Here is a 14516-nt window from a genome sequence, read left to right as displayed (position 1 = left end):
CGACTACAATTAGAATATATTTTGCTACGATGATTTTGAGGATAACCCCATGAGGAAAATCAATGTTGGTGCTGCTTTCATGCTATTTGCTTTATCTTTATCAGCAAAAGCCCTTCCTCCTGATAATACTCAACTTGCAGTTTGGGCCAATGAAGCCATTATCGCTACTTATACTTTTGATTATAAAAATTTCCTTGAACGCCAAAAAGAAATTGCTAAATATTTTACCGCTGGCGGGTGGACTGCCTATAGCACAGCAATGACTACCTCTAAACTTCCTGATGCGGTAAAGGCCAATTCTTATTATGTGAGTGCTGTAGCCACTTTACCCCCGGAAATTACGACCATCGCGCCTAATCAGTGGCAAGCCAAAATGCCGATCTTAGTGATTTATAAAAATCCTCAATATCAACAAAAACAAAATTTGGACGTTACAATTCATTTCACACAAGCTCCTGATGGACAAGGAGTTCGCGGTTTTGCGATCATGGGGTTACAATCTAAAGTCAGCACCCCTCCCTGTCAGTGTTCCAATGACCCTAGTGAGGCCAATACCACTAGCCCGGCGGCGGCACAGTAATAAGTTTTTTATAATAAACGGATAAACACTACCACAAGATGCAAAATGATTAAGGCGATCAATAAAGCAACAATTAGGTTTAATTTCTGGGGAATGGTGATATCCAGAACCGCTTGATGAGGGTTATTCGGATTATAAAAGACATCGATTTCTGCATTGTTTTCATAAGCAATTGCAGCTTTATAAGCGACTTTACGAGCATATTTGCTATTAGGATTATTATGGGCGGTATCTAAAAAAAGATATTCACCCTGAAAATCCTTATCAAAGACTTGATAACTGTATTCAATTCTAGGCCATAAGCGCGGCCCCTCTCGAGTCCATTCAAATGAAGTAATACGACCTTTCGTGATTAACCAAGAGCGAGCTTGGGCAAGTGCTGATCTATCACGCCAAAAATGTCTTAGCATGAACAATAAAAATAATAGCCATGCTAAATCAAGCAGACTTTGCCCAGATAATAATCGATTTAACACCAAGGGATCCTTTTGCCAGTTAAGCTCTTATCCTAAAGCAAATAGCCCTTGTTTCCAAAGGGCTATCCTAAATTCTACTAAAATAATGCGGTCAAAGATTACCAGCAAGCTCTATGCCGAGGTATCCAATAGCCATTTCGCCAGTATCCTCCGGACCATCCACAATTATAATAGACAGGGCTCGGTCCTATGTAGATACCACCCCCTCGATAGAAACCACCGTAACCCCAACCAGGGCCCCAACCAATTCCTGGCCCCCAACCACCACCTCTCCAGCCACCCCAATGGCCACCCCAATGACCATGACCACCACCCCAGTATCCACCCCTATGGGCATCACTAGGGGCAGAGGCGAATAAACACAAACCCAAAAGCATGGCGCCGAGTATTTTATGGCCTTTAACATTGACGTTCATAACAATCTCCTATTTAGACCATTTGCCCCTTCTATAATTATAGTCTTTTGCAAAGGGTTATTCGGAGATAGGTTGGCCTTTGGGTCCCAATTGGATAGAGAGATCTTTTTAGATGACTTTGTTGGGTCAAGGCCCAATCTACCTGTCAAAATGTGAAAATTGATAAACTGAACTAAAGTTTAGATAAAGATGTGACATCACTCTTGTCGTAATGACTCATCTCGGTATAATCTTCAGCACCAACGCGCGAAAAGAGGGAATCGCAATGATCGCAAAAACCCCACTCCATGCCAATCACTTGGCAATTGGTGGAAAAATGGTAGATTTTCATGGCTGGGAAATGCCCCTACACTATGGTTCACAATTGGATGAACACCACAGTGTTCGTCAGCACGCAGGAATGTTTGACGTCTCGCATATGACTGTCGTGGATATACTAGGTGCTGGCGGCAGACAATTTTTACGCAAATTACTTACTAACGATGTCGATCTTCTTGAGCATACAGGGCGCGCGCTTTATAGCTGTATGTGTAATGAGCATGGAGGGATTATCGATGATTTGATTGCTTATCAACGCGCATCAGATAATTACCGTCTTGTTTTAAACTCTGCAACTCGCACCCGCGATCTGGCGTGGATTCGCAGCAAAAGCGAAGGCTTTTCAGTGGGATTACAGGAAAGAAACGAGCTTGCTATGTTGGCAGTTCAAGGCCCCGAAGCCGTTGCAAAAACAATGTCTGTCCTTACCCCTGCTCAAAATGATGCCGTATCAACTCTCACCAATTTTGAGTGTGTTGACGTTGAAAACTGGTTTTTTGCGCGGACAGGCTATACCGGAGAAGACGGTTTAGAAATCATTTTACCTAAAGAAGCAATTACCCAATTATGGTCCTCTTTATTAGCTGCTGGCATTAAACCTTGTGGTTTAGCAGCCCGCGATACGCTTCGCCTTGAAGCCGGAATGTTGTTGTATGGCCAAGATATGGATGAGTCGACCACTCCTTTGGAATCAGGTCTTGAATGGACCGTAAAATGGCAGCCTGAAGAACGAGATTTTATCGGCATGGGGGCTCTTTTATCGCAAAAACAACAAGCGGTTCAGCGCAAATTAGTCGGTTTAATTTTGCAAGATAAAGGCGTCATGCGCTCTGGTCAACGCGTTATTGTAGAAGGCCAAGCCGATGGCATTATCACTAGCGGAACTTATTCGCCAACCTTGGGCAAATCAATTGCTTTAGCGCGAGTACCTACGAAAGTCGGTGAACAAGTGATGGTTGAGATTCGTGGAAAACTTTTTCCGGCTCAAGTTGGAAAACCAAGATTTGTTAAACGAGGACAAATATTATAACGCCTAAAAACGAAATTTGGATTTTAACAACTTATAATTATAAGAAGAGGACAAGAATAATGGCAGATTTAAAATTTACTCGAACCCACGAATGGTTGGAAAGCAGTGCTGATGGCATCATGACAATTGGTATCACTGAGCATGCTCAACAATTATTAGGGGATATGGTGTTTGTCGAGTTACCTGAAGAAGGTGATGAGGTAAAGGTTGGACAGGAATTAGGCGTTGTTGAGTCTGTTAAAGCTGCCTCTGATTTTTATGCACCGATTAGCGGAGTAGTTGTCGCTGTCAATCAAAACGTGAGCGCAGATCCTGCCCTTGTTAATAGAGAACCTTATGGAGCAGGTTGGTTAGTTAAAATTAAAGCGCAGAACCTCGCTGAATTAAACGATTTATTAAATGCGGATCAATATCAACACGAGATAGCTGAGGAACATTAATATGCCTTATATTCCACACACAGCCGAAGACATAGAAACTATGTTGGCTCAAATTGGAGTCAGCAAAACCCAAGATTTATTTGATGAAATCCCCTACTCATTACTCTATGGGGAACTTAAAAACATCCCTGCAGGCTTGAGTGAAATGGCGATGCTTAAGGAAGCTCAACAGCTCGCGAATAAAAATCAAAATGGCCTTTGCTTTATGGGTGCCGGTAGCTATGAGCATCATATTCCGGCTGCAGTGTGGGATATTGCCTCTCGTGGCGAATTTTTAACAGCCTATACACCCTATCAAGCGGAAGCAAGTCAGGGCACCTTACAGCTGCTTTATGAATTTCAAACCATGATTGCTGAATTAACCGGCATGGAGGTAGCGAATGCGTCAATGTACGATGGCGCCACCGCCTTGGCTGAAGCGGTCTTGATGGCTGTACGTATTAATAAACGCAGCAAAACCAATCGTGTTTTAGTAGCAGGTACTATTCATCCTTTTTATCGAGAAACCTTAGAAACGATTGTTCGCACCCAACATATAGAGGTCATAACACTGCCCTTTGATGAAAAGCAGGGAATTACTGCCCTTTCTGCATTGGAGAAATACCAAGGCGAAGATATTACTGCCCTAGTTATTGCGCAACCTAATTTCTTTGGCTGTTTAGAATCGGTTGATGAACTAACCCATTGGGCGCGTGCGAATCAAACCATTAGTATCGCCAGCGTGAACCCCATCTCACTGGCGCTTTTAACACCACCAGGACAGTGGGGTGAGCATGGAGTTGATATTGTCTGTGGAGAGGGACAACCCCTCGGCTCACCCATGGCCTCTGGCGGACCGTATTTTGGTTTCTTTAGTACCCGCATGGAATATGTACGACAAATGCCAGGGCGTTTGATTGGACGTACTTTAGATAAAGACGATAAAACTGGCTACAGCCTCACACTACAGGCTCGAGAACAACATATTCGCCGCGGTAAAGCCACTTCCAATATTTGCACGAATCAAGGCTTATTGGTCACAGCAGCAACCATCCACATGAGTTTATTAGGCGCTGAAGGACTACTACAAGTTGCCCGTCAATGCCATCATAATACTCAAGCCCTTGTTTCTGCACTCACTCAAATTGAAGGGGTAGAGGCTGTTTTTTCAGCACCTGGTTTCCATGAGTCACTTCTTCGCCTTGCTCAACCAGTCGATGAAGTACTCCGACGCTTACGTGATGAAGGGGTCATCGGGGGATACTCGGTCGAAGCTCATTATCCACAATTAGCAAATACCCTCCTTGTTTGTGCAACTGAAATGCGCACGGATGAGGATATTGCTCATTATGCAAATGCATTGAAGCAAATTTTAGCGAAGCGAGGTAGCTGATGTTTATCATACAGTTAACTTATAAAGAACCGATTAATGAGGTAGATAAGTACTTACAAGCCCATCGTGAGTTTCTTGAATACTATTACAAACAGGGCTTACTTATCGCTTCAGGACCAATGAAACCTCGAACAGGTGGAATTATTATTGCAGCAACCAACGATAGAGTGAAGCTGGAAGAAATATTTAAGCAAGATCCTTACTACCTCGCTGAAATTGCTGATTATCAAATTATCGAATTTACACCCGTTAAATCTTGTAAAGAACTCAAAGATCTGATTCATAGAACGGAGGGGGAATTATGCTAATCTTTGAACGCTCCAAACCTACCCGCCAAGCGACGGCACAGGCTCCGTATAATACAGCAGTGAAATCAGCAATTCCTGAGCAATTCTTGCGCTCCAAACCACCGCGTTTGCCGGCTTGCTCTGAATTACAAGTAGTCCGCCATTATACTAAGCTTTCGCAAAAGAATTTTGCTATTGATACCAATTTTTACCCTTTAGGCTCCTGCACAATGAAATACAATCCGCGTGGAGTGCATAAAGCAGCCTCTATTGCCGGTTTTAGTAATCGCCATCCTTTGGCTCCAGAAGAAGCAAGTCAAGGCTTTTTGCAGATTCTTCATGAACTGCAAACTAACTTGGCTGAAATTACTGGCATGCAGGCGGTGTCATTAACACCTATGGCAGGTTCTCAGGGTGAATTTGCCGGCGTTGCTATGATTAAGGCTTATCATCAATCACGTGGTGATACCCTACGTGATGAAATACTCATTCCTGATGCCGCTCATGGTACGAATCCGGCATCCGCGGTGATGTGTGGTTTTAAGGTTGTTGAAATTGCCACAGCCAAGGACGGGGATATTGATTTAGAAGAACTACGCCGTAAAGTCGGTCCTAAAACAGCAGGAATTATGCTCACCAACCCCTCTACACTAGGGTTGTTTATGCGTCAAATAAAAGAAATAGCGCAGATGGTACATCAGGCTGGCGGCCTTCTTTATTATGATGGTGCCAATTTAAATGCTATTTTAGGTAAGGTAAGACCAGGTGACATGGGTTTTGATGTTATGCATTTAAATTTGCATAAAACCTTTGCAACGCCTCATGGCGGTGGTGGACCAGGAGCCGGGCCAGTAGCCGTGGGCAAACGCCTATTACCGTACATCCCTTTACCCACCGTTATCAAAGAAAATAATGCCTATCGTTGGGCTACTAGCAATGATTTCCCCCAAAGTATTGGCCGTTTATCTTGCTTTATGGGTAATGCAGCTATTTTACTTCGTGCTTATTTTTATATTCGTGTTTTAGGCAAAGAAGGGATGCTACGTGTTTCTGAGTTTGCTACGCTTAATGCGAATTATCTACTGGCTAAACTTGAGAATGCGGGCTTTAATCCAGCTTATCCTGGACGACGTGCAACGCATGAATTTATTCTCACTTTAAACCAAGAGAAAAAAAGGTATGGCATTAATGCGATGGATTTAGCAAAACGTTTACTGGATTATGGCTTTCATGCACCAACCACCTATTTCCCCTTACTGGTTCCCGAGTGTTTACTTATTGAACCGACAGAAACAGAAAGCAAAGAAGAATTGGATGGTTTTATTAGCGCCATGCAAGCCATTCTTCATGAGGCCGAGACCAATGCGAATCTTTTGCGGGATGCGCCACATACTTTGCCAGTGAAACGTTTAGATGATGTAAGAGCGGCAAGGGAATTAGACTTAAATTATTTTAGTCATCATGATTAGTCAGACTCAGACATTTGCTGTCTCGAACTGATTTATCCTCACGGCTAATTGCCATCCCTGCACAGGGATGGCAATTAGCGTATAATAGCTAAGTGGGATTGCTGAGGTTGTTTGCGTTATACTTAACTTACTTCTTCTATTTATGATCCGATTAAATTGAACAAACAATTGATACCTGCGATATTCGCCAGACAGGCAATTTATGATACTCATGCTTCTGTATGCGCTTATGAACTTCTCTATCGAGCAGGTGATCTGAATAGTGCAAATATTGATACCACTGATGAGAAGGCAGGAGACAAAGCAACTGCCCAGGTACTGTCCTATCTGTTTAGACATCTCGATCTCAATTTGATCCTCGGACATCACCCCGCTTTCATTAATTTTACCCGTAATCATTTGTTGCAAAAATTACCCGCGTCGCTCCCTAAACATCGAATTGTGATTGAATTATTAGAAAATATTTTGGTCGACGAGCTCTTATTAGAAAATATAAAAACATTTTCTAAAGAGGGTTATAAAATCGCTCTGGATGATTTTATTTTTCATGAAGACTTAATTCCAATGATTAATCTTGCTGACATCATAAAGATTGAAGTGTTAGGCTTAACCAAGCAAGAAATTAACAAACAACTGACCTTAGTTCGCGAATCTGGATTTAAAGGCAAACTATTAGCTGAAAAAATTGAAAATCGCGAACAATTAATTGTATGCCGCGATTTAGGGTTTGATTTTTTTCAAGGGTTCTTTTTAAATCACCCTAACTTAGTGCAAAACCAAACGCTTGCAGAAGATAAAATTCTTCTACTGCAGTTATTTGCTGAGCTTTATAACCCTGACACCCAGATTGCCCGAGTTGAGGAAATGATTTTGCAAATACCCAAGTTGGGGGAGCGCATACTTAAACTGTCCAACTCAGCCTCAATGTATCAAGGTAAGATGATTAATTCTTTAGTCGATGCCATTCAACGCCTAGGACTTTCAGAAATACGAAATTGGATGAGTCTACTTTTAATAGCAGAACTCGATAATGTAACCGATGATTTACTCGAAAGAACGCTCATTAGAGCCAAAATGTGTCAAATTCTTGCAACTCATTTCGATGAAAAAGACTCTCATCAAGCATTTACAGTGGGCCTGTTTTCTACTTTAGATGCTGTACTGAATCAACCAATGCCTTTTTTATTAACTAAACTGCAATTGGAAAATGAAATTAACGCCGCTTTACTGACACGTCGAGGTACTCTTGGTTATTTATTAGATATGACTCAAGCTTATGAGCAAGCCTATTTTAATAAGCTAGGGTATTCGAAATTTAGCGCAGAAGATTATACAAATGCTTACTTAAAAGGCATTTCTTATGCTAACAATATCATTGCTTTAATTCGTTAAGGTTAGCGGGATAACTAGTTGTTTTTAAAATAAATAGAAAAATACTTTGCTACAGAAAGAAAATAAGTTATAACAGACATACCTGTATCAAGGATAGATAGGTATAGCTTCAAGTTCAAATACTAGCCAGGTTAACCATTCATTTTCAGTGCCGCAACGGAGTAAGATACCTATTCAGTTAGATGGATATAGGCAAATGCGAGCAGATCTGCAGAAAACTTGTGTCTGACCTGCGATAGTATTGAGCAACTGAACCAAAAAATGGTAATTGATTCAGTCCTCCAATCGAACCGTTTACAGAAATTTTTTGTTTTAGGGATCTTAGGCTATTACCCAATAAGCTGTCAGTCTATACTGACCAAATTATTTTTTTCATGGAGTGAAAAAATGAACAGTAAAGTATTTTCTCAACGATTCAATCGTGAATTGTCATTATTAGGATTCCCCGAAGAGTTGTCTGACAAGATTAAGGCAGTTTCTAAAGTCTTTGGCGTTACACGTCATTTGGCTAACGCAATGATCTTCGGCCACATGTTGCCCTCTCCAGAACAACTAGACAAGATAGCAAAAGTATTGGAGGTCTGTCCTCAATGGCTGAGTGGCGCGACAGACAGGAAAAAAGCTTATCCCGGCCAAGAAACCGCTGATAGCGTATAAGTTGACTGCTAATTAGGTTATAATCATCCTAATTGAGCTGCTCGTAATACTCCAAAAAGAGTATTGCGAGTTCTAATATTGTGCAAGGATTATTTTTATCATGGAATGCTTAAGTTATTGCATTGCCAACGCGATTGATTTGTCACGCCTAGATACTTACTTCAAGACCAGCCTACCTGGCTACAGTTCTATCCGCTCTCGAGACGTCTTGAGATTAAACCGCTCTGATATAAATAATACTCTTATCTTTGTTTTTAAAAATGGTACTGTGGTGTCCTGGGGTGTTAAACGTTATCAAATTAAACACTATCTTGATATTATTAAACAATTTGCAGATAAACCCATCTCATTTTTAGTCCGTGATGAATTCAGCTATAAACTGGGCGATAAAACCGCTATAGAACCTCATGGTTTTTTTGATGTGGACTGTTTAACAATGGATGAACCTGGGGAAGACTTGAAGCTAAGCTTCTCTTATGGCTTTTCGCAATCAGTAAAGTTACAGTACTTTGAAACGATCATTGAAACCCTCATCGATAAATATAATCCAATGATTCAAAGCCTTTCGAATAAAGGCCATATGCCTATTAGCCGCAATCAAATTCGTCAAGTTATCGGTGAAATTCTTGGCTCTAAAAGCGAAATGAACTTGATTTCTAATTTCCTTTATCATCCAAAATATTTTTGGCAACACCCAAGCTTAGAAGAATATTACACGATGCTTGAGCGCTATTTACACATTCAACGACGAGTAAATGCCATCAATCACCGCTTAGATACGCTCAATGAAATCTTCGATATGTTTAATGGTTATCTTGAAACTCGTCATTCTCATAGCTTGGAAATCATTATTATCGCCTTGATTGCAGTCGAAATTGTATTTGACGTCCTTAACTTTATTTTTTAGCCAGTTAACATGAATAACCTCAAATCTAGGTTGTCTAAGGATTCTTCTTTTAAAACAGAAGTCTTAGCAGGGATTACTTCTTTCTTAACGATGGCCTACATCGCCTTTGTTAATCCTAGCATTTTGCATGAAGCCGGAATGGATCAAGGGGCAGTTTTTACAGCAACCTGCCTAGTCACTGCATTTGGCTGTTTTTTAACTGGGTTTTTAGCAAATACTCCAATTGGGATCGCGCCCGGAATGGCCCTCAATATTTATTTTGCTTATTCCGTTGTTCTCACCATGGGAATTGATTGGCAACATGCTCTCGCAATGGTATTCATTTCTGGCTTATTATTTTTTCTCATTAGCCTCACAAGATTACGACGCTTGCTGATCGAAGCAATCCCTCATAATTTGCAAATAGCTATATTAATTGGAATCAGCTTACTTATTGCCCTGATTGCTTTGCAATCCAATCAATTGATTGTCAGTGATAATCACACCATGATCCGCTTAGGCGATCTCAGTCGGCCGCAGAGTGGCTTGTTTTTTTTGGGATTCTTGACGATCTTGGTACTTGATTACTATCATATTCCTGCTGCGATTATTTTAGGGATTCTGAGCGTTAGTGTTTTAAGTTTACTCTTAGGCTTAACCCCTTGGCAGGGTTTAGTGGCTTTACCACCCTCCATAGCGCCGAGCTTCTTAAAACTTGACTTTTCTGGTCTTGCTAGCATTCCCTCGCTTAAAGCAATATTTACTTTTTTCTTAATTGCAGTTTTTGATGCAACAGGAACACTTGTTGGGCTTCTTAATCAATCAGTCTTTAGAGAGCATCCCAATTATCAACAACGTCTCAGTAGAAGTTTAACTGCAGATGCAGCTGCATCCACCTTAGCTGGCCTTTTAGGTTCAGCAAGTACGTCTCCTTACATTGAATCAGCCGCAGGAATTCAAGCAGGAGGGCGCACTGGCATAACCGCTTACATCATTGCAACAGGCTTTATCTTGATGTTGTTTTTCTTTCCTCTTGCGCAAATGATTCCTAGCTATGCAGTAGGCCCCGCTTTACTTTACGTGGCTTGTTGCATGATGAAACATTTAGGGGAGTTAAAATTAGAAGATATTAGTGAAACAGCACCTTGCATGGTCACTATTATGCTCATTCCTTTTACCTCATCCATTGCTGATGGTATTGGGGCTGGAATTCTGCTTTACAGCTTACTTAAATTATTCACTCGTCAAACCGTTAATCCGCTATTGATGACCTTAAGTTTAGTCTTTATTATATTTTTCCTTATCCGCTAGAATGTCTTTTTTTTGAACTTTGTGCTCTTATTGGTTGCATTTTGATCAATAAAATGGTTTACTATACTTTACAATACTCCTAATTGTTTTTTGACTAGAATATGTGCCCTCCAACCTCAGAAACTGCTAGCTTTTTCTTCCTTGGTACAAGCCAACATAGAGTGACCAATAAGAATGCTATAACTGCCTTGTATAGGGCAACTAAGAGGAATTATAAAGACAGTGATCCGGAGCTTAGCAGCCATGTTTGCCTTTTCGATGGAGTAGGTTCTAATCCTCAGGGGAAAAGCTCTGATCCTAAGCATTTATCTGATCACAAGTATTCACAGGAAAAAAGAAAAGCAAATCCTATGCCTGGTCGCTATATATATAATGTTGAAACGCGCAAAAAAATACTAATAGAAACCACTGTGCTGCCTCAAAATATTAAAGACTTAATGAAACGTCTAAGTGGCACTGTAGCGGGTGAAGGTATCGACGAATTACTGTTTGAAGCTATTTTGCGTTTAGAGCAGCTAAAAGAAGAGGGGAAATTCCCCAAGCACATCAATCTTCATGGTTTTAGCCGCGGGGCAGATACTTGTGTCAGACTTGCTAATTTATTAAATGACCTTTATCCCGAGCTCAAAGTTAACCTTTTTCTCATCGATCATGTCTCCGGTCCAGGACATAGTGCGGATCCTCAGGCTTATACGATTCCTGCCAATGTACAACATTTTGAATCAGTGACGATGTTGCATGAATACAGGCCCTATTTTGATCCCCAAGATAAATCCAGGTATGTTTTTACCAGTCCAACTACCACCGAAGCAACTTTTAAAGTTTACCCAGGTGGACATGGGAAGGGGATGAATCTTGGTAATAGTGACAAATCTAATCAAGTAGCCAGGCTACTCCATGATGATCTTTTTCGGTTTGCTAAAAAAACGGGCAGCCTTGACGAAGGACAGACGCCTCCAGACATCAATAAAGAAGTTGAGTTTCGTGTGTATGAACCTCAACAAGTTGATCCTCTTGAGGACGAAGAACGCTTTAGGCTTTATACAGAAATACTAGAAAATTGGGGAGATTATTCAGCAGGAGTTCGTCTTAATACCCGTAACATTTTGCAGCAGTACGAACTTAATCCTCTACATCGTTTATTCGTTAACCAAGAACATGCTGAGTTATTCGCAGCTCTGTACCCCAATACTTACAAGTGGTTTTATAGAAATGCTGAAAACTCTTTGGGGCAAATGGAAGATCTCCAAGAAAAAGTAAATTCAGAGCTAAACGCGCTTAAAGATGCGACTCAAAAAGCCCCTCTCTTTTATGAGCGCTTTTGTGAATTCCATAAAATAAAAGATACTTCTTTTCCGGGCCCTGGTTTCTTGCCCGCATATAGCGACCATAAATCAGGAACCCCATTGGTTAATGATGAATTATCTTATTTAAAGCATGCGATAAATTCTATTATCAACTATGAAAATAATCATAGAAAATACTATTCTTTTGATAATGAGGTAGCAATAAGAGTATTAAAAAATACCTTGAAAAAAGTAGAACTTTTCCCTCCCGATCAAGCCTGTCATATCTTAAGAAACTCAATAAATAGTTCACTTGCCTATTTGAAAGGCGAGGGTCATAAACAATACCTATATCATCAACTCTCTAAAGTAAAATTAGAGCTTGGTCCTAGAAGAATTGATTTCGATAAAATTATTGAAAAATATTTTAAAGATTCTGATACTGAAGAACCTTCTCAGGAAAAAAATTATCTTGATGAAGTAAGCAAAACGCTGGAACAGATAGAACAATCTGAGTTAACTTATTTACAAAAATCCCTAGAAGCAAAAAAAATAATAAACCAAGCTGTCCTCTATTTAGAACAACAATATGGAAAAGATGAAGAAAAAGTCCTGAAAAAATTAATTAACGAACTCAATCAACTTACCGTTCCAAGCTTTGACACACCAAGCTTAGCTTTTGAGACTGCTAAATTGTTTGCTGCATACAACAAACGCAATCTGTTTTTGGAGATGGCCCACAAAATTTTATCCAAGGTCACACCTATTAAATTACCCTTTGTATCACCCGAAAAATCTGCCATTTCAAAAGAAATTTATGAGAAATTGGAAAGTTTGGATTCGCAAGGAGAAGGTAATGATTTAAAGAAAATATCCGATATTCTTTCGCTTGGTCAAACCCAATTGCACATGCATTATCAAAATCATTTTAGAGAGCATCATTATTTAAATAAAGGAGAGTTTGATAAGATCCTTATGATGGCTAAAAAAAGAGTTATTGAACAAATGACTGGTTTTAGTATCGCCAAAAATACTGAATCTATTGAGCAGGATCAACCCGACAGTGATGAATTTGAAAGTTTCAGATTTAATTGATCAATTTTTCACAACTCTTATCCCTGTCATTCATCTCTAAAAAAAGCAAATATTATCTTGGATTTTTCTGAAAATTATACTTTAAAATAAACCAATTTATTCTGCGAATGGGTATATAATAAATGAGGATAAGCAAGGAAATTTTGGAGTGCATCATGAATGATAAAGATAATCAGAATGAAGGCATTGGCATTATTGCAATCATTGTTATTGTCATTTTAGCAGCTATTGGCCTTTACTATTTTTTCTCCACTCATCGTCCTGTTACGGCTTTGGCCCCAAATAATCATGTGCCTTTAGAAGCACCTGTTCCAGTATCTGGAAATACAGGCACCTAGTGGAAAGAGCAAAAGGAAATCCTAAATGGGCTACCAACACTTTTCTAGACACTAAGTGGATAAAATGTGAGATACTATTTTTTATTTTAAACCAATTTTGAATAAAATTATGCTTATTTTTAATAACCAACTAGACCACAACCAATTAAGCGAAGTGCATAAGCTAGCTACTTTATGCCGAGAAGTTGATAGCAGCTCCCCTCCTTTATATCCTCATATCCTTGAACAAAAAAGAGCCAATGACAGCAATCTACTCTTTTTTGAAGAGAGCAAGTTGATAGGTTTTTTAAGTGTTTATTTCTTTTATGCAAACGCTTGTGAAGTAACTGTTATCATAGCGCCCTCTCACCGCCGGCAGGGTATTGCTAAACGCTTACTGCAAACAATCATGCCATTATTATTAGCAAAACAAATGGATACTCTGCTTTTCGCTACACCAACAGAGGTCAATAAGCGTTGGCTTTCGCAACTTGGCTTTAGCTATCATAATAGCGAATATCAAATGCAGCGCCATAGCTACGAACCCATTTTGATTACCAAGCAAAGACTTCAAATTCGCAAAGCGAGCGAAAAAGACATGCTCGACCTCTGTACCATCGATGAACTTTGTTTTCCTGAAGAACAGGATGACATGATTGCCCGATTTAATAGTTTGCTCGAAGAAAACAATTACACCGTGCTGCTTGCGTTTTATCAAGGAAGAGCTATTGGAAAAGCGCATATCCGTTGGCAATCAGACAATGCTATTCTATCGGATATTGCTATTCTCCCGCATAGCCAAGGCCAAGGTTTAGGCAGCGAGTTATTATCTTTTTGTATCAATCATGCCTTATCATTAGGTATAACAAAATTGATACTGGATGTGGAAACTTCTAACCACAATGCACTTAATCTTTACATGAGACATGACTTTAAAACGATCAATGCAACAGACTATTGGGCAATTTCCACTAAAAAATTACATACTCTACTGGAAGCACAATAGCTTAAATTTGAATTTTTATTTAAATTCAATCGGTTATGGTTTGAGAGGTCGCATGGAATGTTGAAACTCTAGGATCTCGTACAATCTATTCTATATACCCAATAATCAGGTTATCATTAGCGCTTTGTTGAATAGCGTTGACAATTTATCCTGATGAATTGCTATTATCTTTGCCTGC

Annotated in this window: 15 protein-coding genes; 13 read left to right on the top strand and 2 right to left on the bottom strand. The window is 39.9% G+C overall.

Annotated elements, in window-relative coordinates; all coding sequences use genetic code 11:
• The first annotated feature begins 49 nt into the window (after positions 1–49).
• A complete protein-coding gene (locus Lnau_RS10610) occupies positions 50–580 on the top strand; it encodes a DotI/IcmL family type IV secretion protein (protein WP_058505128.1) in 531 nt (176 codons plus the stop codon).
• An 8-nt stretch (positions 581–588) separates the two neighbouring features.
• Here Lnau_RS10610 and Lnau_RS10605 read toward each other — a convergent pair whose 3' ends face one another.
• Entirely contained in the window at positions 589–990 is a 402-nt protein-coding gene (locus Lnau_RS10605; protein WP_083503826.1) for a DUF3592 domain-containing protein, read from the bottom strand.
• Positions 991–1154: 164 nt separating this feature from the next.
• Positions 1155–1472, bottom strand: coding sequence for a hypothetical protein (locus Lnau_RS16555; protein WP_058505126.1), 318 nt, complete (start codon positions 1470–1472; stop codon positions 1155–1157).
• Between the two features lie 265 nt (positions 1473–1737).
• On the opposite strand from Lnau_RS16555, the gene gcvT reads away from it, so the two are divergent.
• From gcvT to Lnau_RS10540, 12 genes are all read left to right on the top strand, one after another.
• Complete coding sequence (gene gcvT / locus Lnau_RS10595; protein ID WP_058505125.1) at positions 1738–2820, top strand: glycine cleavage system aminomethyltransferase GcvT; 1083 nt, start codon at positions 1738–1740, stop codon at positions 2818–2820.
• Between the two features lie 59 nt (positions 2821–2879).
• Positions 2880–3260 (top strand): glycine cleavage system protein GcvH, encoded by a 381-nt coding sequence (gene gcvH / locus Lnau_RS10590; protein ID WP_058505124.1) that lies wholly within the window; start codon positions 2880–2882, stop codon positions 3258–3260.
• Between the two features lies 1 nt (position 3261).
• Entirely contained in the window at positions 3262–4632 is a 1371-nt protein-coding gene (gene gcvPA, locus Lnau_RS10585) for an aminomethyl-transferring glycine dehydrogenase subunit GcvPA (protein ID WP_058505123.1), read from the top strand.
• The gene (locus tag Lnau_RS10580) at positions 4632–4940 is read left to right on the top strand and encodes a YciI family protein (protein ID WP_058505122.1); all 309 of its coding nucleotides are present in this window, start codon (positions 4632–4634) and stop codon (positions 4938–4940) included. Before gcvPA ends, Lnau_RS10580 begins: the two co-directional genes overlap by 1 nt.
• The gene (gcvPB, locus tag Lnau_RS10575) at positions 4934–6388 is read left to right on the top strand and encodes an aminomethyl-transferring glycine dehydrogenase subunit GcvPB (RefSeq protein ID WP_058505121.1); all 1455 of its coding nucleotides are present in this window, start codon (positions 4934–4936) and stop codon (positions 6386–6388) included. The genes Lnau_RS10580 and gcvPB overlap by 7 nt, the downstream gene beginning before the upstream one ends.
• Positions 6389–6544: 156 nt before the next feature.
• Positions 6545–7780, top strand: coding sequence for an EAL and HDOD domain-containing protein (locus Lnau_RS10570; RefSeq protein WP_083503825.1), 1236 nt, complete (start codon positions 6545–6547; stop codon positions 7778–7780).
• A 387-nt stretch (positions 7781–8167) separates the two neighbouring features.
• A complete protein-coding gene (locus tag Lnau_RS10565; RefSeq protein WP_058497015.1) occupies positions 8168–8437 on the top strand; it encodes a hypothetical protein in 270 nt (89 codons plus the stop codon).
• 100 nt (positions 8438–8537) lie between these two features.
• Complete coding sequence (locus tag Lnau_RS10560; RefSeq protein ID WP_058505119.1) at positions 8538–9344, top strand: RMD1 family protein; 807 nt, start codon at positions 8538–8540, stop codon at positions 9342–9344.
• A gap of 9 nt (positions 9345–9353) precedes the next feature.
• Positions 9354–10634 carry an NCS2 family permease gene (locus Lnau_RS10555; protein WP_058505118.1) on the top strand — a complete coding sequence of 427 codons (1281 nt, stop codon included), beginning with the start codon at positions 9354–9356 and terminating at the stop codon, positions 10632–10634.
• Between the two features lie 101 nt (positions 10635–10735).
• Positions 10736–13015, top strand: coding sequence for a DUF5621 domain-containing protein (locus Lnau_RS10550; protein ID WP_058505117.1), 2280 nt, complete (start codon positions 10736–10738; stop codon positions 13013–13015).
• 155 nt (positions 13016–13170) lie between these two features.
• Complete coding sequence (locus Lnau_RS10545; RefSeq protein ID WP_058505116.1) at positions 13171–13353, top strand: hypothetical protein; 183 nt, start codon at positions 13171–13173, stop codon at positions 13351–13353.
• 109 nt (positions 13354–13462) lie between these two features.
• Complete coding sequence (locus Lnau_RS10540) at positions 13463–14338, top strand: GNAT family N-acetyltransferase (RefSeq protein WP_058505115.1); 876 nt, start codon at positions 13463–13465, stop codon at positions 14336–14338.
• The last annotated feature ends 178 nt before the right edge of the window (positions 14339–14516 follow it).

It is taken from the genome of Legionella nautarum, assembly GCF_001467895.1.
GTDB lineage: Bacteria > Pseudomonadota > Gammaproteobacteria > Legionellales > Legionellaceae > Tatlockia > Tatlockia nautarum.
This window is presented reverse-complemented; position numbering and strand designations above follow the sequence as displayed.